Source organism: Dellaglioa algida DSM 15638 (assembly GCF_001434695.1).
In the GTDB taxonomy this organism is placed as follows: Bacteria; Bacillota; Bacilli; order Lactobacillales; family Lactobacillaceae; genus Dellaglioa; species Dellaglioa algida.
In genome coordinates, this window is sequence record NZ_AZDI01000006.1 from 48,329 (window position 1) to 73,923 (window position 25,595).

Annotated in this window: 26 protein-coding genes and 1 riboswitch; of the genes, 21 read left to right on the plus strand and 5 right to left on the minus strand. The window is 36.2% G+C overall.

All coding sequences use genetic code 11. The features are described from left to right. Positions 1-120 precede the first annotated feature (120 nt). Together FC66_RS05195 and FC66_RS08125 are read left to right on the plus strand one after the other, a co-directional pair. A complete protein-coding gene (locus FC66_RS05195; protein WP_057974330.1) occupies positions 121-840 on the plus strand; it encodes a GntR family transcriptional regulator in 720 nt (239 codons plus the stop codon). A 308-nt stretch (positions 841-1,148) separates the two neighbouring features. Further along, positions 1,149-1,235 carry a family 1 glycosylhydrolase gene (locus tag FC66_RS08125; RefSeq protein ID WP_235804047.1) on the plus strand — a complete coding sequence of 29 codons (87 nt, stop codon included), beginning with the start codon at positions 1,149-1,151 and terminating at the stop codon, positions 1,233-1,235. A gap of 241 nt (positions 1,236-1,476) precedes the next feature. On the opposite strand, the gene FC66_RS05200 is transcribed toward FC66_RS08125, so the two are convergent. Continuing rightward, the gene (locus tag FC66_RS05200) at positions 1,477-1,893 is read right to left on the minus strand and encodes a hypothetical protein (RefSeq protein WP_057974331.1); all 417 of its coding nucleotides are present in this window, start codon (positions 1,891-1,893) and stop codon (positions 1,477-1,479) included. A gap of 77 nt (positions 1,894-1,970) precedes the next feature. Continuing rightward, positions 1,971-2,792 (minus strand): helix-turn-helix domain-containing protein, encoded by an 822-nt coding sequence (locus tag FC66_RS05205; RefSeq protein ID WP_235804044.1) that lies wholly within the window; start codon positions 2,790-2,792, stop codon positions 1,971-1,973. Positions 2,793-3,012: 220 nt separating this feature from the next. On the opposite strand from FC66_RS05205, the gene FC66_RS05210 reads away from it, so the two are divergent. Next, the gene (locus tag FC66_RS05210) at positions 3,013-3,870 is read left to right on the plus strand and encodes a hypothetical protein (RefSeq protein WP_057974332.1); all 858 of its coding nucleotides are present in this window, start codon (positions 3,013-3,015) and stop codon (positions 3,868-3,870) included. A gap of 37 nt (positions 3,871-3,907) precedes the next feature. Here FC66_RS05210 and FC66_RS05215 read toward each other — a convergent pair whose 3' ends face one another. Then, the gene (locus FC66_RS05215; protein ID WP_057974333.1) at positions 3,908-4,903 is read right to left on the minus strand and encodes a LacI family DNA-binding transcriptional regulator; all 996 of its coding nucleotides are present in this window, start codon (positions 4,901-4,903) and stop codon (positions 3,908-3,910) included. 127 nt (positions 4,904-5,030) lie between these two features. Here FC66_RS05215 and FC66_RS05220 point away from each other — a divergent pair, with 127 nt between their 5' ends. The 7 genes from FC66_RS05220 to FC66_RS05250 all read left to right on the plus strand — a co-directional run bounded on the left by FC66_RS05220 (position 5,031) and on the right by FC66_RS05250 (position 13,659). Beyond that, positions 5,031-6,197 (plus strand): galactokinase, encoded by a 1,167-nt coding sequence (locus tag FC66_RS05220; RefSeq protein WP_057974334.1) that lies wholly within the window; start codon positions 5,031-5,033, stop codon positions 6,195-6,197. 24 nt (positions 6,198-6,221) lie between these two features. Then, positions 6,222-7,706 (plus strand): UDP-glucose--hexose-1-phosphate uridylyltransferase, encoded by a 1,485-nt coding sequence (gene galT, locus FC66_RS05225; protein WP_057974335.1) that lies wholly within the window; start codon positions 6,222-6,224, stop codon positions 7,704-7,706. Between the two features lie 298 nt (positions 7,707-8,004). Next, the gene (locus tag FC66_RS05230) at positions 8,005-9,486 is read left to right on the plus strand and encodes an AcpB/EbpR/MafR family transcriptional regulator (protein ID WP_057974336.1); all 1,482 of its coding nucleotides are present in this window, start codon (positions 8,005-8,007) and stop codon (positions 9,484-9,486) included. Positions 9,487-9,748: 262 nt separating this feature from the next. Then, positions 9,749-10,627 (plus strand): RluA family pseudouridine synthase, encoded by an 879-nt coding sequence (locus FC66_RS05235; protein WP_057974337.1) that lies wholly within the window; start codon positions 9,749-9,751, stop codon positions 10,625-10,627. 122 nt (positions 10,628-10,749) lie between these two features. Beyond that, on the plus strand, positions 10,750-12,015 hold the full coding sequence (locus tag FC66_RS05240; protein WP_057974338.1) for a UDP-N-acetylglucosamine 1-carboxyvinyltransferase: 1,266 nt from the start codon (positions 10,750-10,752) through the stop codon (positions 12,013-12,015). Between the two features lie 8 nt (positions 12,016-12,023). Beyond that, positions 12,024-13,289 carry a transcription termination factor Rho gene (gene rho / locus FC66_RS05245; RefSeq protein WP_057974339.1) on the plus strand — a complete coding sequence of 422 codons (1,266 nt, stop codon included), beginning with the start codon at positions 12,024-12,026 and terminating at the stop codon, positions 13,287-13,289. A gap of 106 nt (positions 13,290-13,395) precedes the next feature. Continuing rightward, the gene (locus tag FC66_RS05250; RefSeq protein WP_057974340.1) at positions 13,396-13,659 is read left to right on the plus strand and encodes a type B 50S ribosomal protein L31; all 264 of its coding nucleotides are present in this window, start codon (positions 13,396-13,398) and stop codon (positions 13,657-13,659) included. 81 nt (positions 13,660-13,740) lie between these two features. Here the strand turns inward: FC66_RS05250 and FC66_RS05255 are convergent, their stop codons facing one another. After that, positions 13,741-14,976, minus strand: a complete 1,236-nt coding sequence (locus tag FC66_RS05255; RefSeq protein ID WP_057974341.1) for a multidrug efflux MFS transporter — start codon at positions 14,974-14,976, stop codon at positions 13,741-13,743. Positions 14,977-15,083: 107 nt separating this feature from the next. On the opposite strand from FC66_RS05255, the gene FC66_RS05260 reads away from it, so the two are divergent. After that, positions 15,084-15,794 carry a class A sortase gene (locus tag FC66_RS05260; protein WP_057974342.1) on the plus strand — a complete coding sequence of 237 codons (711 nt, stop codon included), beginning with the start codon at positions 15,084-15,086 and terminating at the stop codon, positions 15,792-15,794. Positions 15,795-15,836: 42 nt separating this feature from the next. On the opposite strand, the gene FC66_RS05265 is transcribed toward FC66_RS05260, so the two are convergent. After that, positions 15,837-16,298, minus strand: coding sequence for a low molecular weight protein-tyrosine-phosphatase (locus FC66_RS05265; protein WP_235804045.1), 462 nt, complete (start codon positions 16,296-16,298; stop codon positions 15,837-15,839). Positions 16,299-16,488: 190 nt separating this feature from the next. Here FC66_RS05265 and FC66_RS05270 point away from each other — a divergent pair, with 190 nt between their 5' ends. From FC66_RS05270 to FC66_RS05315, 10 genes are all read left to right on the plus strand, one after another. Further along, positions 16,489-17,046 (plus strand): LemA family protein, encoded by a 558-nt coding sequence (locus FC66_RS05270; protein ID WP_057974343.1) that lies wholly within the window; start codon positions 16,489-16,491, stop codon positions 17,044-17,046. Positions 17,047-17,063: 17 nt separating this feature from the next. After that, positions 17,064-17,960, plus strand: coding sequence for a zinc metalloprotease HtpX (gene htpX, locus FC66_RS05275; protein WP_057974344.1), 897 nt, complete (start codon positions 17,064-17,066; stop codon positions 17,958-17,960). Positions 17,961-17,990: 30 nt separating this feature from the next. Further along, complete coding sequence (locus FC66_RS05280; RefSeq protein ID WP_146343044.1) at positions 17,991-18,779, plus strand: hypothetical protein; 789 nt, start codon at positions 17,991-17,993, stop codon at positions 18,777-18,779. Positions 18,780-18,857: 78 nt separating this feature from the next. Next, positions 18,858-19,940 carry a D-alanine--D-alanine ligase family protein gene (locus FC66_RS05285; RefSeq protein ID WP_235804046.1) on the plus strand — a complete coding sequence of 361 codons (1,083 nt, stop codon included), beginning with the start codon at positions 18,858-18,860 and terminating at the stop codon, positions 19,938-19,940. Positions 19,941-19,973: 33 nt separating this feature from the next. Beyond that, on the plus strand, positions 19,974-21,350 hold the full coding sequence (locus FC66_RS05290) for a UDP-N-acetylmuramoyl-tripeptide--D-alanyl-D-alanine ligase (RefSeq protein ID WP_057974347.1): 1,377 nt from the start codon (positions 19,974-19,976) through the stop codon (positions 21,348-21,350). Between the two features lie 162 nt (positions 21,351-21,512). Further along, positions 21,513-23,162 carry a degradosome RNA helicase CshA gene (gene cshA, locus FC66_RS05295; RefSeq protein ID WP_057974348.1) on the plus strand — a complete coding sequence of 550 codons (1,650 nt, stop codon included), beginning with the start codon at positions 21,513-21,515 and terminating at the stop codon, positions 23,160-23,162. A gap of 177 nt (positions 23,163-23,339) precedes the next feature. Continuing rightward, positions 23,340-23,699, plus strand: a complete 360-nt coding sequence (acpS, locus tag FC66_RS05300) for a holo-ACP synthase (RefSeq protein WP_057974349.1) — start codon at positions 23,340-23,342, stop codon at positions 23,697-23,699. 14 nt (positions 23,700-23,713) lie between these two features. Further along, positions 23,714-24,835, plus strand: coding sequence for an alanine racemase (gene alr, locus FC66_RS05305; RefSeq protein WP_057974350.1), 1,122 nt, complete (start codon positions 23,714-23,716; stop codon positions 24,833-24,835). Between the two features lie 65 nt (positions 24,836-24,900). Further along, positions 24,901-25,134 carry a hypothetical protein gene (locus FC66_RS05310; protein WP_057974351.1) on the plus strand — a complete coding sequence of 78 codons (234 nt, stop codon included), beginning with the start codon at positions 24,901-24,903 and terminating at the stop codon, positions 25,132-25,134. 14 nt (positions 25,135-25,148) lie between these two features. Next, positions 25,149-25,520, plus strand: a complete 372-nt coding sequence (locus FC66_RS05315; RefSeq protein WP_057974352.1) for a type II toxin-antitoxin system PemK/MazF family toxin — start codon at positions 25,149-25,151, stop codon at positions 25,518-25,520. A gap of 24 nt (positions 25,521-25,544) precedes the next feature. After that, positions 25,545-25,589: riboswitch (PreQ1 riboswitch) on the plus strand. Positions 25,590-25,595: the final 6 nt, after the last annotated feature.

Below are 25,595 nucleotides of genomic sequence, written 5' to 3' on the forward strand. Positions count from 1 at the left end.
ATAAATAGAGTATAACCATTAACATATAATTTGTAAATACATATTTTAATTAAAAACGTTTACAAATTATTTAATTTAGTATAATATGTATATACAATAATAAAGAAATGAGGTAGACAAATGTATAGGTATCGAGAAATATATTCAGATATCAAGCGAGATATATTAACAAATCATTATCGTGCGGGTTCCTTGCTGCCAACTCAAGAAATATTAACTGAAAAATACGAAGTTTCTAGGCTGACGTTAAAAAAGTCTTTAAATTTATTGATCGACGAAGGATTAGTCTATAGCAAACAGGGTTCAGGAACGTATGTCCGCCCTAGGATGGATACTCAGTCGACCGAGATGCTTCCTTTAGATTTGCCGATTGGAGTAACCTACTCACATAGGGATCAAAAAATAACTAGCAGGTTATTGTACTTTAACGCACGATTACCGACCGAGTTAGAACGAAAAAATTTACAAATCTTATCCAATGATCCAGTTTATGAAATTAAACGGATCCGTTTAATTAATAATCAGGTGTACAGTTTTGAACATTCTGTGATGCCGGTTTCAGTTGCACCAATTAATGAAAAAATATTATCTGGATCTGTGTATGATTATTTAGGTAGTTACGCAAAAATACAGTTAACGGATGCGCGGAGAGTCGTTTACGCGGAACCGGCAAGTGAAGAAACGAGCCAAGCTTTGGAAGTGGATATGAATAGCCCAATCTTTGTGATAGATCAAATAGCTTACGATCAAAAAGGGCGCGCTTTTGAGTATTCAACATCGAGATTTGTGAGTAATCATAATAAATTTGTACTTGATGTGCACTTATCTAAAATGGATTGATTTATCAAATGTTTTCTAAAATCGTTTTTAGTCCTTGTAAATTAAATACGTGCTAGGCAATAGAAGTGAGTGATATATTGAAGTAATTTATGATCTTTGTGCTAAATATATAGGACGTCAACAGCACAGGAGTGAAAAATCCTTATTTATCTATGACAGATTGGGGTTGGTAAGTTGATTCTAAAGGCCTGTAAATTCCATTGATTTATTTATATGATAGATATGGTAAACCACTGTGGATTATTTAAAACGGACTAGGCAATAATGATAAAGTTGAATCAGATGGTTCGATTCAAGATGATTATCAAATTGAGTATTTCCGTAATCATTTTCAGTCAATCTCTGATGCCATTGAAGATGGGGTTGGCGTTCGAGGCTACGCATCATGGGGATGAATTGATCTAGTTAGTGCCCCGACATCACAAAGGAGTAAAAGATATAGGTTCATTTAGGTAGATTTAGATGACTATAACCAAGATACATATTAAAACGAACGAAGAAGAAATCATTCAATTTGTATCGTGATGTTATAAAATCAAATGGGTCTAAATTAGCATAAATAACTTTATTTTTATAAACTGTCATTTGAATGGCAATAAAATAAAAGGACAACTCTGAAGTGAGTTGTCCTTTTATTTAATTAATTTCTATAACTTTTTTTAGTCCTTGTAAATTTGAATTAAAAGCATGTTTAGCAATTGGGGTAAGTAATTTTAAGGGTAAATGTGAATGATTATTTGGAGATAGGTAAAAACATTCTTCGACTAATGTTTTAGTGTCATTGCTTGTTAAAATAAAACTTAATGTATATTCGAGTTTACCGCCTGTACTTTGATAGGAGATTGTATCATTTTCAGTACTAATAGAGAGTTGTTCATTTTTATTTAAAGCAGAATCTGTTCTGCGAATATTAAATTTTTGGTCATCGAGCGGATCAACCTGAATAATATCTGGAACCCATTTGAGTAAAAATTTTGGATTTTGTAAAAGTAGAGCAATTGTTTCTTTACTTGATTCAATTGAAATAGTATTTGAAAATAGTAATTCATTCATAAATTGAAGCCTCCTTTTATTTGATGGCTTCAGTCTATCTAATCTATAAAGAAATTTAAAATCAGTATTCTGATATTTTATATGTTTTTATAGATTTTTTCGCTAAAAAGATTAGTTAATAATTTTTGATTTTGAGTGGCTTCTAAAAGTTTGTCGTCATCTTCAGATTTTTTTGCAATTTGTGCCATTAAATAAAAGGAATTTGCTAGCATATAATGCGAGTTATGTTCAGTGGCGAAGGTAATAGTCTTGTCTATCCAATTAAGGGATGTAGTATAATCAGCGAGTTCAAAATAAATGAGTGACGTTAAGTAAAATAAAATATTTTGATTTTCTTCATAAAATAAGTTAGCAAAATTTTCAAAAGTTTGGTCAATGTAGGTTTGAGTTGTCGTTTTAAGGTGATGTTTTGCGTAGATAAAAGCTAAAAAAATGGTTCCAAGTCTGGAAAGTGTACCTTGAAGACTATTTTTGCCAGAAGCAAGAGATAGTTTGATGGCTTTTTCAGCATTAGCAGTGTTAGTTTCAGTATGCAGGGAGGCAACGCCAACATAGTAATAGTAGGCTTGTAGTTGTTTGTCTGTTTTTAAGTCATCAATGATTGATTTCTCATTGAGAAACTGAAGTAATTCATTGTAGCAATGTTGATTACATAATCTATCAACGCGATTATTAAATTGAGTTTCTGAACTAATATCAAAATTTTTTAAAAGGCTTATTTGATCTAAATCAATAGACAGTTTTTGGCATAAATGAATTAATAGTTGCGCATTAGGCATATACTTATTCGTCTCAATGGCACTAAGCATAGATTGTGCACAAATATCCTGGGAAACTTCTTTTTGAGTTAAATGTTGTTTCTTGCGAGTTTCTTTTAAAATTGAGCCTATTGTAATCAAGACAATCACCTTCTTTTAATTATTTGTAAAAATAGATTGGATAAGACGATTAATTGGGAAATGTTACAGTTAACTTATCATAATTTAGATATAGCCGAAAGGTTATAAAGTACTTTATTTTTATAAACTATCATTTTTCAAGCGCGCCGAGTACAATTAGGCTGTTAGGTGGTTATTAAAACTTAAATAAATCCGAAAACTTAGTGAGAGGGGAAACAATATGCGCGCAGAATTTCAAAGTGAAATCAATAAAACAGGTAGTCGGGATAATCACAAAGGGTTGAACGGCTGGTTGGCATTCTTCTTAACACTTAGCTTAATCGTATTATTTGTGACGAGTGTTTTAAGAATGACTGTGTTAAATCAAAAATATACGGAAGATAGAGTCTTGACGGACACGAGTGTAAGTTTAGTGACTAGGGAGATGAACGATGCAATATCAAATATTGCGACATTAAATAACGTACCAGCGTCAATTGTCAAAGATGCGTTAACGGATCAACAAGTTGATGACATCGCAAAAGCGAGTCTCGGTAATATCTACACGGGTAAAGAAAAAGTAATCAATCCAACAGAGATAACAAATCAAGTTGCTAGTAACATTTCGAAAAAGGTAAACACGTCAAACGCGACGGATAATGCTGAAGCAGACAGCCTTGTTGCAACTTTTAAAAGTAATTTGAATGAGTATTTAACGAATAATGTTCAAAATTCGTACTTATCAAAAATTTCCTCAACGGTTAGTTCGATAAAATCGACAGTGCAGTCTTTCTTTTTATATAGTTTAATTGTCTCAGTTGTACTTACGTTACTTTTACTAGTTGTTAATCGTGCGTTTTTTATACCGCTTAAATATATAGGATCTAGTGCCATCTGGAGTGGTATTTTAATTGCTGTGGGCTCGGCACTTGCATTATACACCGGGTTAATCAGCATTGTATCTAGTAGGGCAGCCGTTTTTACAGGCATCGTAAGTTCATATATTAATGACACTCTTAATACAATGCTAGTTGGAAGTTTGATGATGGTTGTCGTCGGTTTAGTATTCTGGTTAATTGGTCGTAATAGTTCAAAATAAAATAGCAGATTTCAGAGTTTTTCTGAAATCTGCTATTTTATTTTGAACTATTTCTGAGAGATAGGGTCGTGCCAATTGTAATGATTTGAGGGATAATTTCATCAGCCGTAGCCAGTTGATTAACTAATAATTCGGCAGCAGATTTCCCCATTTGTTCAGTGTAAACTTTAACCGAACTAAGTGCGGGAAAAGTGTATTCAGCAATTGACGTATCATTAAAACTGATTATGCTAAGTTGCTCTGGAACGTCGATATTAGATTCGTTTAACGCACGTAACGCACCAATAGCCATCGCGTCATTGGCGACGAATAGGGCATTTGGTAAATCATCCGGGTGGTCAGCCAATAATTTTAAGGTTAACTGGTAACCAGATTCTGGCGTGAAATCTCCCGTGTAAATCCATTCAGGATGATAATTATTCATATTTTCTAAGTACAGTTTAAAGTAGATGAAACGAGGATCAAGGCCTAATTTGACACCATCAAAAGTACTTTCTTGTCCAGTCAGCATGCCAATATTTGTAAGACCTTGTTCATTAAAACAATCGATTACTGACTTAACTGGTGATTTGAAATCAGTCATAACACAACTGACACCGGCATCTAGTGTGTTCATATCAACAAAAACTAAATTTGAATTCATTTTTTTGAGTTCAGCAATCTGTGCGGGACTATATTTTCCAATAACGACGGCCCCAAGCACATTATTTAAAGAATCGAATTGATCATTTTGGAAAAATCGGGTAATTTCATAGCCGAGTTCAATTAATTTACGCTCAACACCGATGCGAATAGAAAGGTAGTATAAATCTTCTAATTCTTCTTTTTCGGTGTACCATTCAACGATGGCAATTTTGCCTTTAGTTGTGGTTGCTTTCTTTGTACTCTTTGAGTAATTTAAACTTTCTGCCGCTTCAAAAATACGTTTACGGGTATCATCTCCGACGGATAATGTTTGATCGTAATTTAGTACGCGGGAAACAGTCGCATTAGAAACTTTAGCAAGCTGTGCAATATCTTTAAGTGTTGCCATGACTACCTCCTGATTGGGTGATTATGTTTATTAGTTTACCATAATAAAAATAATTGAGTGAAAAAGATTGTAATTTTAGTAAATATTTAGTAAAATGAAAGCGGTTAATAAATTGGAGGAAAATATAATGAAAATTGATAAGTTAAAGAACGAATTTAAAGATGTTTACGGCGTGGATGCAGATGCAAGTTATTTCTCACCAGGTCGAATTAATTTGATTGGTGAACATACAGATTACAATGGTGGACATGTATTTCCAACGGCCATTACATTAGGCACATATGCAGTTGCAACAAAACGTGATGATACAAAGATTAATATCATGTCGAATAATTTTAAAGATAATGGTGTTGTATCATTTGATTTAAGCGATCTATCATACCAAAAAGAACATAATTGGGTAAATTATCCAAAAGGAATGATTGTTTACTTGCAAGAACAAGGATACGTAATTGATAAAGGATTAGATATTCTTCTTGAAGGTAATATCCCAAATGGTGCCGGTTTATCATCATCAGCATCAATCGAATTATTGATGGGTGTTATTCTAGAAGATCAATTTAATTTGGATATCGATCGAATTGACCTTGTTAAAACGGGTATGACGGTAGAAAATAAATTTATCGGTGTTAACTCAGGTATTATGGATCAATTTGCGGTTGGTATGAGTAAAGCAAATCATGCCATCTTATTAGACACAAATACGCTTGAGTATGATTTGGTACCAATTGATTTGCAAGACAATGTTATTATTATTATGAACACAAACAAACGTCGTGAATTGGCAGATTCCAAGTATAACGAACGACGTAGTGAATGTGAAGCAGCATTAGCATTATTACAAGAAAAAAATGATATTAAATCATTGGGCGACATGGATAATGCAAGTTTTGATCTAGAAACTTACTTGATTCAAAAAGAAAATCTTTTAAAACGCGCGCGTCATGCAGTTTCAGAAAACCAACGAACAATCATGGCTCAAAAAGCTTTACAAGATAAAGATTTAGAACGTTTTGGTAAATTAGTTAACGCATCACACGTTTCATTACAGTTTGATTATGAGGTGACAGGTGTTGAATTAGATACGCTTGCCCAAACAGCTTGGAAACAACCTGGTGTGCTGGGCGCACGAATGACCGGTGCCGGATTTGGTGGCTGTGCAATTGCAATCGTTGCTAAAGATCAAGTTGAAACGTTTGAAAAAGAAGTTGGACGCATTTACGAAGAAAAAATTGGTTATGCACCAAGTTTCTATTTAGCAGAAATTTCTGATGGCGCAAAAAAACTAGATTAAGCATAAAGAGATAGAGGAAAAAATATGGATTCTAATCAATTGATTTCAAGATTTGTCGATAAAGTGATTCAGTTTGATCCGATCACTTATTCCATGGATGATAAAAATTATTTAGTGAACGTTGTTTTGGATTTGGTTGGTGAATCAGAGTTAGAGCTCGATAGACCAGTTGATGATACAATAATCGCCGCTAAAGATGCCTTACTTGATTTAGCCATTAAGAATGGAAAAATAAATGAATTAATCGCAGAACAAGATATTCTTGGTGCTAAATTAATGGATTTGGTTACACCAATTCCAAGTCATGTTAATAAAAGATTCTGGGATTTGTATGCAAAAGATCCGGAGGCTGCGCTGGCATATTTCTATGAATTGAGCCAAGCCAATGATTACATTAAAGTGGCCGCTATTGCTAAAAATATTGCTTATCAGGTACCGACGAATTATGGTGATCTAGAGATTACGATTAATTTATCTAAACCTGAAAAAGATCCAAAGCAAATTGCATTAGCGAAAACCATGAAGCAAACAGGTTATCCTAAGTGTCAATTATGCATGGAAAATGAGGGTTATGCCGGGAGAGTAGATTTTCCAGCCCGTCGTAATCATCGAATCGTACGCTTTGATTTAGGCAAAGCGACGTGGGGATTTCAATACTCACCCTATGCTTATTTTAAAGAACATTCAATTTTTCTAGATGAGAAACATGAGCCAATGGTGATTAACAAGAAAACATTTGAAGATCTGTTACAAATTGTTGGGAAATTTCCTGGCTATTTTGCCGGAAGTAATGCCGATTTGCCGATTGTTGGTGGATCAATTTTAACGCATGAACATTATCAAGGTGGGCGTCATGATTTTCCAATGGCCAAAGCGCCAATCAGCCAAACCATGCATTTTGTCGGCTTTGATGATATTCAGGCGGGAATTGTAAAATGGCCAATGTCAGTCATCCGTTTAAATGGAAAAGATCCAGAACGGTTAGTTGATTTGGCAGCAAAAGTTCTGACTTCTTGGCAAAAATATAGCGATAACGACGCGCAAATTATAGCTAAGGATACCGATGGGACACCACACCATACGGTAACGCCAATTGCCAGAATGCGTGATGATCGTTATGAATTAGATTTAGTTTTACGAGATAATCAAACGTCTAATGAATTTCCTGATGGTATTTATCATCCGCATGCCGATGTACAACATATTAAAAAAGAGAATATCGGTTTGATTGAAGTTATGGGATTAGCTATCTTGCCACCACGTTTAAAAACTGAAATGGCAGAAGTTGAAAAATACTTGATTGATCAACCAAATGAAATTGCAGCGTATCACCAAACGTGGGCCGATGAGATTAAACGAGAAAATGCGGTAATCTCTGAAGAAACAGTTGGTACAGTTGTACAAAATGAAGTCGGAAAAGTCTTTATGCGTGTTCTGGAAGACGCCGGCGTTTATAAACAAGATGCTCATGGACAGGACGCATTTGTTAAGTTTATTGAACAAGTTTAGAAGTAAATACAACTTATTGGTCAGAATAGAAGAAGAACAGCAGGTTTGGCGAACGACTACCAAATTTACTATTCTTTTTTATTTTAAATTAAAATTGGCGTAAAAATTTAATCTTAATTTAATGAATAAGAGATTAATAGACGGGATGGTTACTAGTCTTAATGATGAAACGGGTATTAGAGATGAAGGATAAAATAGAATATTCCATTCTTGGCACACTGTGGTAAAATAAGGTATATATTATTCTAATCTAAAGGTCGATGTATAAAAGACGATCGAAAAATTCTTGGAGGAATAAATGTACAAGAAAGATATATTAGATCGACAAGAGTTCCTGATGTGCGAAATTATTGAATTGTTATCGTTAGATCAACGCGGATTATCAAGAAAAGCAATCTGTGATCGATTAAATGTCTCAAATACGGCATTACGGGTCGCGCTACAACAATTGGATGATGAATTTAATTCAGGCGATGAGCCCTTCATGATTATTAAAAAGAATAACGTTCAATTCGTTGGACGAGGTAAAATTAATTTTTATGAAACGATTTATCGATATGTTCAAGAATCAATAAATTATCAAATATTAATGGCGTTTTATCATAATGAGAACAATAGTGTCGACAATTTAAGCCTTAGTTTGAACGTCAGTGAATCTTCTATCTTTAGAAGAATCAAACAATTAAATAAATTATTAGCTGAGTTTGATATTCAAATTGCGCATGGTGAAATGGTGGGTAGCGAAATACAAATCAGATTCTTTTATTATTCATTATTTTTAGCAACAGATTTTAACTTTGATGACACGTTAGAAGCCGGTGTTATTGTCGAATATATTAAGTTATTTGAAAAATATTTTGATTTCAACGTTAATGATAGTAATTTAATGAGAATAAAAATCTGGATGAAGGTCAGTGTCCAAAGAATGATGGGAAAGAATCGAGATAACTGGTTAATCTCTGATGTTCTAGAAGACATGATTTCAAATAATTCGTTGTTTGATCAAGTTGAAGAAAAGATGAATGATGTTTACGTACAGTTCTCAAATAAAATTGATATTCATTTTGAGAGTGCCTTATTGTACGCGTGGACAGCTGCGTTCGTTCCAGTACCTTCGACAACGTACTTGTCTCGCGATTTTATTGCCGTTAATCGAGAGAATAATACGAAGTTACAACAAGCCGTTGCGTACTTGGAACAAGGATTTGAATCTAAGTTGGACATTAAAATTGGTGGCGGGGATGTTAGTGATTCGCTATACCCAATTTGTGCCGAGGCATTTTGTTTTCGAGGAACAATGGACGCCGTAGGGACTTACATGATGGATGGTTATCGAGAAAAATATTCCAACGATTTAGTGAGACAAAATGTGGTGGATGCCATGGATGAATTAATTGAAAGTCCACAGTTGTCTAAGGAATGGTCAGATTTTTATCGCCACTTCAGGCAACCATTTAGTAATAAAATTATTGAAATATTTAGTGCTAAACTCCTTGAAAAAGAAAAAATGTTAACACTTGGAATTGATTTGAATGCGAATGAACGTGTTAAGGAACTATTTGTTAGGAATACGAGTCAAGAGCTGAACTTAAATCTACGGGCTAATGTGAGTGTATATGACTCTAGTCGCCGCTACGACATGGTCGTGACTAATTTTATGGATAAAAATTACAAAAATAGCGCACTTGCTAAATATGTGATTACGGCGTTAGGACTTGATAGCGACTTACCAGAAATAGAAAGAAGCTTATTGGACGTAACTAGAAAGCACTATCAGTAAAAATGAAATGGCGTTTTTTTTTGATAGTACAACCTATAGTGTTTTCGTTATACTTTATCACATAGAGTATTAACAAGAGATATTCGTGGGGGATTTCTTTTGCACCAATTGCTACACAGTGTCGAAAATGGGAAAACAGTCATTTATTGTAAATAGAGAAAAGACGATTATAATTTAACGATTATAATCGTCTTTTTTTATGCGTTGATAAGTGTGATAAGATAGAGAATAAACGCTATGACGAGAAATGAAGGATGACAATATGCAATTTACGCTAACAAACAACGGTGAAGGTACAATTAGTTTAAGAAAATTTTTGATTGAGGTTGGCGTTAGTAAACGATTAATCGCTAGAATTAAACAAGGTGAAGGACAAGTTCGTGTCAATCAAAAAAATGAATATTGGGATTATCAATTGATTGACGGTGACGAAGTTGTACTAACATTGCCTGAAGAACCTGATAATGATGCCATTCATGCAAGTGACGAACCATTAAATATTGTTTTCGAAGATGAAAACTGGTTAGTAGTTGATAAACCAGCTGGTATGGTAACTGTTCCGGGACCCTCAAATGAAGATACAACGTTGGTTAACCGCGTTAAAGGCCATTTAATTGCTACAGGTTCAAGTAGCTTGGTACCGCACGTTATCACACGCCTAGATCGATTTACAAGTGGTCTTGTCTTATTGGCTAAACATGGTTTTGCGCACAGCTTAATTGCTGCTCAACTAAGTAATGGCCAATTAGAGAAATCATACTTAGCAATCGTTGCGGGTGACGTTAAAAGTGATCAAGGCGATATTAAAGAACCAATCGGTAAAAAAGAAGGCGAAATCCGTCGTTCAGTTATGGCCGAAGGTAAAGCTTCAGAAACAACATACAAAGTTGTGACAAGATTTCCAGACTATACGCTAGTTGACGTAAAATTAGTCACTGGTCGTACGCACCAAATTCGTGTTCATTTTGATTTTATTCACCATGCTTTGGTAGGGGATGAATTGTACGATGGCCCAATGGATAAAGGGATTGAAAGACAAGCATTACATGCGGCAAAATTAAGTTTTGAAGATCCGTTTACCGGAAAAAAATTGGCCTTTGAATCTGAACTTCCAGATGACATGGCGCGCTTGCTAAAATAGTAATCCAAGATTATTTATTTGGATAAAGTGATGAATTAGTATTGTATTTAGTTAGCTTTTTCTTTATTATTAATTATAGTTATAATTAATTTGTGAAAGCACTTTAAGTGAGGAAATAATAGATGAAAAAGATGATTATTCGAGGTGGTAAAAAACTGTCCGGTGAAGTAATAATCGGTGGCGCAAAGAATAGCACCGTCGCACTGATTCCTGCGGCTATTCTTGCGGATACACCTGTGCACTTTGACAGTGTCCCCGATATTTTAGATGTACATAACTTAATGAAAATACTAGATCAAATGAATGTTAAATCTGAATTCAACGAAGGTAACTTAACGGTTGATCCAACGATGATTAAAGACGAACCTTTACCCGGTGGCGCTATTAAAAGCTTAAGGGCTTCATACTACTTTATGGGTGCTTTATTGGGTCGTTTTGGACGCGCTATTGTTGGATTTCCTGGTGGAGATAATATTGGGCCTCGTCCAATTGATCAACATATTAAGGGATTTAAGGCGCTTGGCGCTGAGGTTATTGAGGAAGATGATGCTGTCATTATTACGAGTGGCCCCGAAGGATTAAAGGGCGCTCGTATTTTCATGGATCTTGTTTCAGTTGGTGCAACCATTAATATTTTATTGGCTGCCGTTCGTGCAAAAGGAACAACTGTTATTGAAAATGCCGCAAAAGAACCCGAGATTATTGATATTGCGACATTTTTAAATAACATGGGCGCACATATTCGTGGTGCCGGAACTGGCGAAATTAGAATTCAAGGTGTTGATAGCTTAAGAGCAGTCAATACGCACACTATTATTCCAGATCGTATTGAAGCAGGGACGTATTTATCACTTGCTGCAGCAATGGGTGAGGGCGTATTGGTTAAAAATGTTATCACGGAGCATTTAGATTCATTTTTGGCTAAACTCAGTGAGATGGGTGTTACATTTAAGGTGAACGAAGACAGTATCTTTGTTCCCGGCGGTGACGAAATCATCCCAATTGAAGTAACAACTTCACCTTACCCAGGCTTTGCGACTGATTTACAACAGCCAATTACCGCAGTTATGATTAAAGCTGCAGGAGAGAGCCGAATTGTTGATACACTTTATCCTGAGCGAATTAAACACATCCCAGAAATGCAACGAATGGGCGTTAAAATTGAATCAAAAGATGGCGTTATTCGAATCAACCAATCGACTGAGTTAACGGGTCAAACAGTTTATGCCGATGAAATTCGAGCGGGTGCTGCTTTACTTGAGGTCGCTTTAATGACTAATGGTACAACTGTGATTGAAAAAGCTGAAAATATCTTACGTGGATATGATTGTGTTGTCAAGAAGATGACAAATTTATCCGCTGATGTTGAAATTATTGACGAAGATTAGGTGATTAAATGAGCGATTTTTTGACAATGGGCGAATTGAAAGATAAAACGCTTAAAGAAATATATGGGTACGCCCAAGAATATAAAATACAATATTATAGCCAAATGAACAAAAAAGAGTTGTCTTTGGCTATTTTAAGGGCCCAAGCGAAGAAACAAGGATTCATTTTAATGGAGGGTGTCTTAGACATCATTCCTAATCAAGATGGATTCGGTTTTTTGCGTCCAATTAACTATGGACCATCGCAAGAGGATATTTATATTTCCGCTTCTCAAATTAACCGATTTAATTTAAGAAATGGTGACTTGGTTGGCGGGAAAGCTCGGCCACCAAAACCAAATGAACGTTATTATGGGCTAATGCATGTGGATACGGTAAATGGCAAGAACCCAGAAGAAGCGAAGGAACGTCCGCATTTTCCGGCATTAACACCGTTATATCCTGATCGACAATTGAAGTTAGAAACAACGAGTCAAAATCTTTCAACACGGTTGACTGATTTATTTGCGCCAATTGGTTTTGGTCAACGTGGGTTAATTGTGGCGCCACCTAAGGCCGGTAAAACGACTTTACTCAAGGAAATCGCTCAAGGAATTACTGAGAATCATCCTGAAGTGAAATTAATTGTGCTACTAATTGATGAACGTCCTGAAGAAGTGACTGATTTGGAACGGTCGATTAAGGGCGATGTTGTCTCGTCAACGTTTGATCAACAACCTGAAAATCACGCGCGCGTTTCTGAGTTAGTTTTAGAGCGTGCTATGAGATTGGTGGAAGATAAACAAGATGTTGTTATCTTGATGGATTCAGTGACTCGTTTAGCCAGGGCCTACAACTTAACGATTCCGCCAAGCGGTCGAACGTTGTCTGGTGGTATTGATCCGGCAGCATTTTATCGACCAAAAAAATTCTTTGGAGCCGCACGCAATATTGAAGAGGGCGGTAGTTTAACGATTCTAGGAACTGCTTTGGTTGATACTGGTAGTCGAATGGATGATGTTATTTATGAAGAGTTCAAAGGGACTGGTAATATGGAATTACAACTCTCGAGAGAACTTTCAGAACGTCGGATTTTCCCCGCTGTTGATTTAAAGAAATCAAGTACGCGTAAGGAAGAATTATTGTTATCTAAGAAGACCATCGAAGATTTATGGCAGATTAGAAAGACAATGACTGGAGATTCGTTGGGTGCAACAGAACGCGTTATCCAAAGAATGAAAAAAACAAAAAATAATGCTGAATTTTTAAATGGGTTAACAAAAACGAGCAAATAAAAATTAATTGTAAAACGAGTTCATTCATGTTAAAATTGTGCATGTTGCAATATAAAGAATAACTCTAATCCAGCAGATGGATTAGGGCAAAGGAGAATACTTACTTATGAAAAAAGAAATCCATCCAGATTACCACGAAGTTGTATTTATGGATACTACTTCAGGTTACAAATTTATTTCAGGTTCAACAAAACATTCAGAAGAAACAGTTGAAATGGAAGATGGCAAATCATACCCATTGATTCGTGTCGAAATTTCATCGGATTCACATCCATTCTATACTGGACGTCAAAAATTCACGCAAGCCGATGGCCGTGTGGATCGTTTCAACAAGAAATATGGTCTTGCAGACGCAAACGCTGCAAAGTAAGAACTATTTCAAAAGGAGGAAGTCTATTGGCTTTCTCTTTTTTTGTACAAAAAAATAGTAATATCCTTTTTAAGGACATTACTATTTTACCTTTTTCACGTACATACCTTTTGTTACATACATTACCCAGATAAGGTTAATACCAACCAAAATGGCGGTTGAGACGAAGACGCCCTTGTAGTCAAAGACACCAGAGACGGTTGAACCAATCATGGGACCAACGACTGAGCCCATGGCCTGAAATGATTGGTTATAACTGAATACCCGTCCAGTAAATTCTGCCGGTGTATTTTTGGTTAAAATTGTTTGAACTGCGGGTAACATTGCGGCATCGGTAATCCCAATTAAGAAACGAAGACCACCAAGTTGCCAGACATTAGTTACTAGAGACATTGGAATGAAAATGAAGATTGCTGCAATTAATGCAATTTTTAAAATACGTTCAGTCCCAATCTTATCGCCCAAGATACCCAAACGGGGAGCAGCAATTAACGTTGCTATTCCTGGAATAGACGCAACACATCCGCTAATGAATGTAATGTTACCGACATTATGCAGTAATTCTCGAACATATAGGCTGAGAATTGGGCTAATGGAGTAATTTGATGCTTGAATAATCAATGTTGTTACAAACATCCCAATAATCAATTTAGGATGATGCAACGTTTGGAAAATTTCTTTTGACGTATGCATTTCACCCTTTTCAACTGGGGTAAAGTGTTCGTGCACAAAGAAATAACTAAGTAAGAAAACAATTAATAGGATAATAGCGGTGATGAAGAACGTTACTCGATAACCGAAAATACCCGCTATGGCACCACCAATTAGTGGTCCAAATAAGGTACCTGTAACACTACCTGTAACTAAAATTCCGAGCGCTTTACCACTTTGGCGTTTAGGTGTTTCTGTTGCGATTAACGCCTGTGCATTACTAATATAACCAGAAAAAACACCTTGTAACAAACGTAACGCAATCAATTGATAAACGTTACTAACAAGCCCCATCAGACCTAAAACAATAGCCATTCCGAATGAAGCTCTTAAAATCATTAATTTACGACCTTTTCGATCAGCTAAACGACCCCATAAAGGGGAAACAATGGCGGTAATTAGAAATGTAGAAGAATAGGTAATACCGCTATAAAAATTTAATTCAGTTTTACTAAAGTCACCTAATGTATCAATGTAAAGTGACATGAATGGCATGATTAAACTAAAAGCCACGCCAGCCATGAATGTACCAAACCATAAAACAAATAAATTTTGTTCCCAGGGTTGTCTAGGACGAAAAAATGTTGATTTAAGCGAAGTCAACAAATCAAATAGTCCCCCTCAAGATATTTTTAATAATTACAATCATAACACTAAACAAGAATAAAAGTTATATGGTAAAATAGGGATTAGTAGAAAAGTGGGGGGTAAAAATGAAAAAAAATAAAACAGATAAAAAAGGTCGTTGGAAGAAACATTTAACAACCGTCTTATTGTTAATCTTATTGTTATTAGGTCTTTCGTTAGTTTTTAATGAACAAATTAAAAGCTTTTTAGTTGGCAATACGCACCCAACAATTAATGCCGCTCTTGTTGATAAAAATAAAAATAAAAAAGCGTCATTTGATTTTAGTGAAGTAAAAAGTTTAAATACGGCAGATGTTTTAAAGGCAAAAGTTAATGAGAAAGATCTCGTTTTACTCGGAGAACTTAACATTCCAGATGTCTCACTGAATTTGCCAATTGCCAAAGGTGTTAGCACCAACACGTTAGCACTTGCAGCCGGAACCTTAAAAGAAAACGAAAAAATGGGTGAAGGTAATTACGCACTTGCCGGACATCATATGATTAATGAAGGCCTACTTTTTAGCCCATTAGTTCAGATGAAGTTAGGTCAAAAAATCTATTTGACGGATGCCAAAAATATTTATGAATATACGACGACTAAGAAAAAATATATTAAAGCAACGGATGTCCAAGTCATTGACGATACACCTGGTAAAACGCAGGTAACCCTGATTACTTGTGATGACACTGGTGCTGGACGTTTGATGGTTCAAGGCGAATACGTACAAAAATGGACGTATAGTGCCGCACCAAAAACGGTTAAAGATGGATTTAAAACGGTTCATAATAATTCGTAATAAAAAAGACCAACAAATTTTAAAATTTGTTGGTCTTTTTTATTAAATACGAGTTTTTATTTGTTCAATCCAGTAAGGCATGCCAAGATTAACTAAGTCGTAAGTTTCATCAAAGTCACCTGTAATCCATGGATCAGGAACAGATTCAGTCTCTTTGCCTGGAACAATTGAAAGAAAGTTAACGATATTTTTTTTCTTTGATGCGGGAGCCGCTTTTTCAAGACGTTCAACATTGATATCATCCATTGCGATAATTAAATCACTATTAATGAAATCTAAGTAGCTGACCGGACGTGAAATTAACCCATCAGTTGGAATGTTGTGTTCAACTAATTTTGCGATGGTCCCTTCATGAGCACCGTTTCCTTCTTGTGAAGAACTCGTACCCGCAGAATCAACCGTTACTTGGTCAGAAAGATTTAAATTGTTTAATTCATTCCGCAACATAGCCTCAGCCATTGGTGATCGACAAATGTTTCCCATACATACAAATAATACCTTCATAATTAACACGCTCCTTTACAAATCTTCTAATAATGCTATTATGCCATAATAATCATATTAAATAAAATCCGTTGATTAAATTAGCTTAAACGTTGGGTCAATTGCTTTCTAAAAAGGGCGAACTTTGGTATGATATAAGGGTATAAGAACCGAAAATAAACATTTTATATTAAAGAGGAGACTGAAAATTATGACAATGATCGTTATCGGAGTTATCGTAGTACTTTTGATTATTATGTACGTTAGTGGATACAATGGCTTGGTAAAAGCTAAGATTCGTACCGAGGAATCATGGAGCCAAATTGATGTGCAATTAAAACGTCGTAATGATTTAATTCCTAATTTGGTCTCAACCGTTAAAGGGTATGCAACTCATGAAAAAGAAACGTTTGCTAAAGTGGTTGAATTACGTAACCAATTAACGCAAGTGCCAACTGACTCACATGAAGAAACGATGGAAGTTTCTAATCAATTGAGCCAGTCATTGAAGAGTATCTTCGCTTTATCTGAAAGCTACCCAGATTTAAAAGCTAACACAGAATTTACTAAGTTAATGGAAGAATTATCAAATACAGAAAATAAAATTTCATATTCACGTCAATTATTTAACTCAACTGCAGCAAGTTTAAATGCAAAAATTCAATCATTCCCATCAAATATTGTTGCGGGAATTCATCATTTTACTAAAGTAGATTACCTTGCAGTTCCTGAAACTGAAAAGGCTGTACCAAACGTTTCATTTGATTAAGAAGTTAGGAGATAACTATGCTATATGATCAAATCGCGCAAAATAAGCGCAAAACGGTTTACGTTTTAATTGGTTTTGTATTATTGATGGTTGCGATTGGTGCTGCTGTTGGTTACGTCTTTTTCAATAGTGCTATTTCCGGGTTATTGATGGCAATGGTTATTGCCGTCGTTTACATGGGATTAATGATTTCACAGTCAACTAGCGTTGTCATGAGTATGAATCATGCGACTGAGGTGAAATCTGTTGAAGATGCGCCTGAACTATGGCATGTGGTAGAAGATATGGCAATTGTTGGACAGGTTCCAATGCCGAAAGTCTTTATTATTGAAGATGCAAGTCCTAACGCGTTTGCGACTGGAAATAATCCAGAACATGCGGCTGTCGCAGCAACAACCGGATTACTTAATCGACTTAATCGAGAAGAATTAGAAGGCGTTATGGCGCATGAAATTTCTCATGTACGTAATTACGATATCCGCTTGTCAACAATTGCGTTAGCGTTGTCAGCAGCGATTTCGTTGTTGGTTAATATTGGTATGAACTCTTTTTGGTGGGGCGGTGGCCGTCGTCGAAGTAATGACGATCGAGAAGGTGGCGGATCGTTGGAAATTATTTTAATGATTCTGTCAGTACTTCTGGTTATTTTAGGGCCAATTGCGGCAACTATCGCGCAACTTGCGCTTTCTAGAAACAGGGAATATTTGGCTGATGCTTCTGCTGTGGAATTAACGCGTAACCCACAAGGCTTGATTCACGCTTTAGAAAAAATTTCTAATAGTGAACCAATGGAACGGGCTGATCCCAGTAGTGCGGCACTGTACATTTCAAATCCATTGAAGAAGAAAACGTCTGGATTATTCCAAACGCATCCACCAATGGAAGATAGAATTGCGCGTTTAGAAGCAATGTAGTGACTATTTTATAAAATGGGGATGATAGTGGTGAGAGACAATTTAGTCTACATTCATGTTGAAACGGTTTCTCATTTGATTTTATCTTATGGGATTTCTAGAACAGATTTCATAACGAGCATTCCCAGATTGCCAACCAATATTTTATCATTGAATCCAGTGGATTATGAAAATGAAATTGACATTGCGACGGGATTTAATACGGTTACAGGGGAAGAAAATATTGCGCGTTATTTGAATAAAGGGACTACCGGGGTGAAACAAAATTGGATTGATTTTGACAGTCAAGACGATTTAGAATTAATTACGCCAAGAGAAGTATCAGAGTTTTTATATTTGGGGCATACATTTTCTCATATCCAATCACCATTCTATTACAAGTTACAGAATGATTATGTATTTTTGACATTACCTAATGACGCGTTGAAAATCTATTACCGTTACCTGAACCAGTTTTATAGTGTGTTTTCTAAATCAGTTATTCGACATGCTAATCGAGCTTATCGTGAAAAAAATGGCTTATTCAGAAGACGACCAATGATGTTGGAAAAAGTACCTAAGTCTATTACCGAGGAACTAATGCCACTATTTGTTGAGGGCGCGGTATTAGATTTTTCAATGATGACCGTCAATAATACAAAATTATCGGTGCCTGTTTATGTGATGGTAGATAGTATTTATCAAATGAAGTGGCATGAACCAACCTTAGAAACGGAAAGTGCAAAATTAGTTGCTAGTTTAGACTACGACTTTTCTGATCAAGTATGGTCCATTGTAATTTCTAATCAGGCTGCCTTTGAAGACAGCATTGTATTTTAAAAAGATAACGAGGTTTTGATGTTATCTTTTTTTATTTTTGTTGAATTTAAAAAAATGGTACAATAGGACGTGCAAAAAATGGAGGGCAATATATCGATGCAAGTTTATTTACTCTATGGTGGTAAAAGCGCAGAACATGAAATCTCGCTTTCAACTGCTTTTCAAATAACGCAAGCCATTTATTACCAGTACTATTCCGTAATTCCAATTTATATTACGAGAACAGGAACATGGCTGCAAGGTCAGACAATTACAGAGCCTGCTAAGTTCGCGGATAATTTGCGACTTGAAGAAGCGGATAAAAAAGTTCAAGCAATAAATGAACATGAAAATTCAAAAGGAATTAAATTTTTACCAAATGGGTTTAACGTGGAAGATAGCGTTGTTTTTCCCGTTTTACATGGGCCAAATGGTGAAGATGGTACCGTTCAAGGATTACTTGAAACGTTGAACATACCGTATGTCGGTAACAGCGTGTTAGCGTCAGCTATTGGAAATGATAAAATTATGAGTAAATTGTTGTTTAAACAGGCTGGCATCCCGGTTGTCCCTTTTGAGGCAATTGATGCACAGGCTTGGAAGCATGATTCCGAAAAGGTTATTGCCAGATGTGAAGGTGAATTACTTTATCCGATGTACGTGAAACCAGCCAGCTTAGGATCAGGAATTGGTGTAACACAAGCAACCGATGTTGTTGAATTAAAAAATGCCATTAACGATGCTTTCTTACTCGGTTCACGTGTTATCGTTGAACGCGGGATTGCCGCACGAGAAATTGAGATTGGACTATTGGGCAATGAAGAAATCGCAACAAGTGTTCCGGGTGAAATTTTATCCTTCGATGATGTCTATGATCGCAAACTTGCGATGAAAGAAGACCATGAAGCTAGAATTCCAGTTGAACTTGACGATGAGCTACTTACCAAACTAGTCGATTTTTCTAAAAGAGCTTTCGCTGTGATTGATGGGTCAGGGCTTGCTCGCTGTGATTTCTTTATTAGTGCAAATCAAGATATCTATTTAAATGAGATTACGACTATGCCCGGTTTTTATAAAAATGCAATGTACCCTAGGTTATGGGAAGCAGTGGGACTTAGTTATAGCGATTTAATTGAGGAGTTATTACAATTAGTACTTAAAAAAAATCAAGCAAACAATTGATTTAATGGTCATACGAATGTGAGGGTTTATATAATGAAAATGCAATTAACTGAAGTTGCGGGTGCCGTTGGTGCCAAGAATGAGATTAGTGATGAACCGGTCGATATTAGTAGTGTTTCTTTTGACAGTCGTCAATTAACGACTGGTAGTTTATTTGTACCAATAGTGGCAGAAAATGATGGACATGATTACATTCAAAGCGCCATTGATAATGGTGCCACGGCTACCTTATGGGATGTTAATCATCAAGAAACAATGCCAATGAAAATCCCGGTTATATTGGTGGATGACACGCTAAAAGCTTACCAAGATTTAGCGAAATATTACTTGAATAAAATTAATCCCAAGGTCGTTGCGGTTACTGGTAGTAATGGTAAAACAACAACTAAAGATATGATTACAGAAATATTGAGTCAACAATATAACGTTTGTAAAACGGAAGCAAACTTCAATAACCATTTAGGTGTACCAATGACATTATTAAGCATTGAACCTAATACTGAAATTGTTGTTGTTGAAATGGGGATGGACCATCCTGGCGAATTAGACTTTTTAAGTCGTATTGCACAGCCTGACGTCGCCGTTATTACAATGATTGGTGAAGCTCATATTGAATTTTTTGGTACGCGCGATAAGATAGCGGACGCAAAAATGGAAATTGTGAATGGATTAAAAGAGGATGGATTATTGGTTTATAATGCTGATGAGCCATTATTAAGAGAACGCGTCGCTACTATTAAACAACGGTCATTTGGATTTGGACATGGTGAAAGTTCTGATTTAAGTGTTTCTAACGTTGTTGGTAATCAAGTGATGACAAGTTTTAAAGTGAGAGAGATGCCCGATGTTAATTTTACAATTCCAATGATTGGCACATATAACGTGGACAATGCAATGGCTGCTATTTCGGTTGGTCGTCACTATCGTGTGTCTCCTGACAACATTGTAAAAGCACTCAGTGATTTCGATTTAACTAAGAACCGGACAGAGTGGTTGAAGGGACATTTAGGCGAGGCGATTTTAAGTGACGTTTATAATTCAAATCCGACAGCCGCAAAAGCAGTTATCAAAGCATTCTCAAATAGTGATGTTGAAGGTAATCGGATTGTTGTTCTAGGTGATATGCTTGAACTAGGTGATCAATCGAGTGATATGCACCTCAGCTTGGCCGATAGTTTCGATAACCAAAAAATACAAAGTGTCTATCTTTATGGGGATCAAATTGATTCATTAGCGACATCGCTAAAATCGAAATATGATGATAAACATATTCATTATTATCGTTTGGATCAAAAAGAAGCAATGACGCAGGACTTGTTAGAGGCACGTACGAAAAATGATGCTATTTTAATCAAAGGAAGCCATGGCGTTCATTTAGAAACCGTTTTATCGGATTTACAGAGTCACTAGGTAGTTGCTTAATCGTATTTAAGGTGCTATTATAGTTTAAATGGTGACTCATGAAGGGTCAGACTTAAATTAATTTAACTTTACAAGACAGTAATTGACGACGAACTCTTAACTGTGTTGTGAAGGATATTAGTTTGCAAACACATTAGGAGGAATTTATACTTGAAATTTACAGAATTAGGACTATCCGATGAACTACTAAAGGCCGTTCAACGTAGCGGTTTTGAAGAAGCAACACCTATCCAATCTGAAACAATTCCAATGGCTTTAGAAGGAAAAGATGTTATTGGACAAGCACAAACAGGTACTGGTAAAACAGCTGCATTCGGTTTACCAATCTTGGATACAATTGATACAACAAAAGATGAAGTTCAAGCACTTATCATCTCACCAACACGTGAACTTGCTATCCAAACGCAAGAAGAACTTTACCGTTTAGGTAAAGAAAGACATGCTAAAGTTCAAGTTGTTTATGGTGGGTCTGATATCCGTCGTCAAATTAAGAGTCTTAATCGCGCACCTCAAATTTTAGTTGGAACACCAGGACGTTTATTAGATCATATCCGTCGTCGTACCGTTAAATTAGGTAACGTTAAAACTTTAGTTTTAGATGAAGCTGATGAAATGCTAGATATGGGATTCGTTGAAGATATCGAAAGTATCTTAACAACTGTTCCTGACGAACGTCAAACATTGTTATTCTCTGCTACAATGCCAAATGCTATTCGCCGTATTGGTGAAAGATTTATGACAGATCCTACTTTGGTAACTGTTAAGGCAAAAGAATTAACAACTGACTTAGTTGATCAATACTACGTAATTTCAAAAGATTTCGAAAAATTTGATGTTATGACACGTATGTACGATGCTCAAAACCCAACACAAACAATTGTCTTCGGACGTACAAAACGTCGTGTTGATGAATTGGCTAAAGGTTTCGAAATGCGCGGATACAACGCAAAAGGAATCCATGGCGATTTATCACAACAACGTCGTATGAGTATTTTACGCGAATTCAAATCAGGCAAACTTGATATTTTAGTGGCAACTGATGTTGCTGCTCGTGGTTTAGATATTTCTGGGGTTACCCATGTCTTTAACTACGATATCCCTCAAGATCCTGAAAGTTATGTTCATCGTATTGGCCGTACTGGTCGTGCCGGACATAAAGGAACTTCATTGACATTTGTTTCACCAAATGAAATGGATTACTTGCGTCAAATCGAAAAATTAACTAAGAAACGCATGGTAGCTTTAACGCCACCTACTGATGACGAAGCATTTGCTGGTCAAATTGAAACAGCAATCGCTGATGTTACAGCCTTAGTTAGCAAAACAGATACTAAAAAATATGCAAAACAAGCTACTGAATTAATGGCTAAGTTTGATGTTGCTGATTTAGTTGCTGCATTACTTAGTGATGTTATCAAAAATGATTCATCACAAGTACCTGTTAAGATTACACCAGAACGCCCATTACCTAGACGTAAGGGTGGCGGTGGTGGCGGAAATAACCGTCGTAGCGGTAATGGCGGTGGAAATCGTCGTGGCGGCAACGGTGGTGGTTACCAAGGCAACCGTAATGGTGGCGGAAACCGTAGTAACGGTGGAAGTTCAGATCGTCGTGGCGGAAGCAGCGATCGCCGCAGTAATGGTGGTAGCTCAGACCGTCGTAGTAACGGTAATGGCGGCGGTGGTTACCAAGGTAACCGTTCAAGCGATAACCGTAGTAATGGTGGACGTTCGAATGATAACCGTTCAAACGGAAGTAGCGCACCAAAACGTAACTTCACAATCAGAACAAAAGATTAATTTAAATATTGAAAAGAGACTCGGGAAACTGGGTCTTTTTTTTTGCTTATAATGCCACATAGCTTACGATATTGATAGTTAAAATATAAGCGATTTTAATGCAGAAACAGTATAAATTTGATAAACTTAGTAGAGATATAATTAAAATGAATTGAATGAAAAGAGATAGGTGATAATGTGATTTATGGAATTGGCGTTGATATATCTGATATTAAGCGAGTAGTAGAGCTGGCTAATCAACATGAGCAATTTATTACTAAAATCCTCACAACGAACGAAATTAATCAATTTAATAAGTTAAAAGGTAAACATAAAGACGAGTTTATTGCTGGGAGATTTTCAGCGAAGGAGTCATACAGTAAGGCTTTTGGAACTGGGATAGGCAATAAAGTTGGCTTTTTAGATGTTGAGATACTCAATAACGAAATGGGAAAACCAGTAATTATGAAACAACCTTTTGACGGTAATGGCTTCATTTCTATCTCACACACGGATAGTTTGGTTATAACTGAAGTCATTTTAGAAAATAAAGAATAGGAGATAGTATAAATATGGTCATAGGAAATCATCGTCCAACTCAGGTTTTAGTCGATAGGTTAGCTATCAAGGCGAATATTACTGCCGAAAAAGAGACATTAACGGATGACACGGACATTTTTGCTGTTATTAAAGCGGATGCCTATGGACACGGTTTAATTGAGGTTGCTAAAACGGCAAAAGAAGCTGGTGTAAAAGGATTTTGTGTTGCAATCATTGATGAAGCACTAGCAATCCGAGAAGCCGGGTTTAGCGAACCTATTTTAATTTTAGGATTAACGCAAAGTAAGTATGCACCGTTGTTGGCAGAAAATAAAATATCAGCAACTGTTTCGGAACTTAACTGGTTGAAAGAGGCCAGTGTACTGCTTAAAAAAGAACAATCAGCTCCTTTAGCCGTACATTTAGCTTTGGATACTGGAATGGGAAGAATTGGTTTTAGAGAAGCTGATCCATTTTTAGAAACAATTAATTTTCTTAAAGGCAATAAGGACATATTTAATTTCGAAGGCATCTTTACGCATTTTGCGACAGCAGATTCTCCTGATGATACTTACTTCAAGAAGCAAATGGCGAAATTCAATAAATTAATGGCAGTAGTTGTTGATAGACCTCGATATGTACATGTGTCTAATTCGGCAACAAGCTTATGGCATGCCGCCTGTAACGGTAACCTGATTCGAATGGGTATCTCAATGTATGGTTTGAACCCTTCAGGCGGAGAAGTAGCGTTGCCATATGACTTAAAACCTGCACTGGGATTAACCTCTGAATTGAGTTTTGTGAAAGAAATTCATACGGGTGATTCTGTTGGGTATGGTATTACCTACCAAGCACAAGAAAATGAATGGGTTGGAACGATACCAATTGGGTATGCGGATGGTGTGTTTCGCAACTTACAAGGATTTAAGTTACTAGTTGACGGTCAATTTTGTGAAATTATTGGTCGCGTCTGCATGGATCAGCTCATGGTCCGTTTACCATACAAAATGCCAAACGGGACAAAGGTAACTTTGATTGGAAAAGATGGTAATGAAGTCATAACTGCACAAGATGTGGCAACATATGCCGGTACAATTCATTACGAGGTGACTTGTGCACTTTCAGAACGCGTACCGCGTGTTTATCTAAATTAATATTTATTTGGTCGGTTCCCTATGGTAAACTAGCTGTAGAATGTAATTCTATGGGGGAAGTACAAATGGATAAAAATGAGAAAGTAATAACGAACCATCTGGCTGACTATTGTGCGTACTACTCTATCAGTAACGAGGCACTTAATGACACGGATATATTAAATTCTGTTCTAAGTCATCAAAAAACGATGGATGAGTTAATCGACGGATACTCAGAAATGGGACAGTTGAATAGTGAAATAAGTAACGATTTTAAAGGATCTGAAGACGAGGCTTTATTACGTCTTCAAATTATGTAGAGAGTTGGGATAAAATGGTTGATAATATCGTACGTGGAGATATTTTCTATGCGGATTTATCTCCCGTTGTTGGTTCTGAACAAGGGGGGATGAGACCGGTTCTCATTATCCAAAATAATATTGGTAATCGATATAGTCCAACCGTTATCGTTGCCGCCATTACGGCGCGTATTCAAAAACCTAAAATGCCAACACACGTTGGTCTTTTAGCAAGTAGAGACGGAATTGAAAAGGACTCGGTTATACTAATGGAACAAATTCGCACTATCGATAAGCAACGCCTGAAAGATCGTATCACGCACCTTTCTAAAAGGGGGATGCTTGAGGTTGATGAGGCGCTTAGGACAAGTGTTGGACTCGTTCCAGCAATACATAAAGTGGAATAAATGAAAAACAACATAGAGTAATAAAAAAACGTGGTTCGTAACCATCCCACGCTAAAAAACTAAGGGAGTCTAGTA

Coding starts and splice junctions, on each gene's coding strand:
- FC66_RS05285 (WP_235804046.1), top strand. CDS start 18,858: ATGGAGGGCAATATATCGATGCAAGTTTATTTACTCTATGGTGGTAAA.
- FC66_RS05265 (WP_235804045.1), bottom strand. CDS start 16,298: ATGAAGGTATTATTTGTATGTATGGGAAACATTTGTCGATCACCAATG.
- rho (WP_057974339.1), top strand. CDS start 12,024: ATGAGCGATTTTTTGACAATGGGCGAATTGAAAGATAAAACGCTTAAA.
- FC66_RS05310 (WP_057974351.1), top strand. CDS start 24,901: ATGGATAAAAATGAGAAAGTAATAACGAACCATCTGGCTGACTATTGT.
- FC66_RS05270 (WP_057974343.1), top strand. CDS start 16,489: ATGACAATGATCGTTATCGGAGTTATCGTAGTACTTTTGATTATTATG.
- FC66_RS05260 (WP_057974342.1), top strand. CDS start 15,084: ATGAAAAAAAATAAAACAGATAAAAAAGGTCGTTGGAAGAAACATTTA.
- FC66_RS05195 (WP_057974330.1), top strand. CDS start 121: ATGTATAGGTATCGAGAAATATATTCAGATATCAAGCGAGATATATTA.
- alr (WP_057974350.1), top strand. CDS start 23,714: ATGGTCATAGGAAATCATCGTCCAACTCAGGTTTTAGTCGATAGGTTA.
- FC66_RS05315 (WP_057974352.1), top strand. CDS start 25,149: ATGGTTGATAATATCGTACGTGGAGATATTTTCTATGCGGATTTATCT.
- FC66_RS05290 (WP_057974347.1), top strand. CDS start 19,974: ATGAAAATGCAATTAACTGAAGTTGCGGGTGCCGTTGGTGCCAAGAAT.
- FC66_RS05215 (WP_057974333.1), bottom strand. CDS start 4,903: ATGGCAACACTTAAAGATATTGCACAGCTTGCTAAAGTTTCTAATGCG.
- FC66_RS05200 (WP_057974331.1), bottom strand. CDS start 1,893: ATGAATGAATTACTATTTTCAAATACTATTTCAATTGAATCAAGTAAA.
- FC66_RS05235 (WP_057974337.1), top strand. CDS start 9,749: ATGCAATTTACGCTAACAAACAACGGTGAAGGTACAATTAGTTTAAGA.
- galT (WP_057974335.1), top strand. CDS start 6,222: ATGGATTCTAATCAATTGATTTCAAGATTTGTCGATAAAGTGATTCAG.
- FC66_RS05210 (WP_057974332.1), top strand. CDS start 3,013: ATGCGCGCAGAATTTCAAAGTGAAATCAATAAAACAGGTAGTCGGGAT.
- htpX (WP_057974344.1), top strand. CDS start 17,064: ATGCTATATGATCAAATCGCGCAAAATAAGCGCAAAACGGTTTACGTT.
- FC66_RS05250 (WP_057974340.1), top strand. CDS start 13,396: ATGAAAAAAGAAATCCATCCAGATTACCACGAAGTTGTATTTATGGAT.
- FC66_RS05240 (WP_057974338.1), top strand. CDS start 10,750: ATGAAAAAGATGATTATTCGAGGTGGTAAAAAACTGTCCGGTGAAGTA.
- FC66_RS05230 (WP_057974336.1), top strand. CDS start 8,005: ATGTACAAGAAAGATATATTAGATCGACAAGAGTTCCTGATGTGCGAA.
- FC66_RS05220 (WP_057974334.1), top strand. CDS start 5,031: ATGAAAATTGATAAGTTAAAGAACGAATTTAAAGATGTTTACGGCGTG.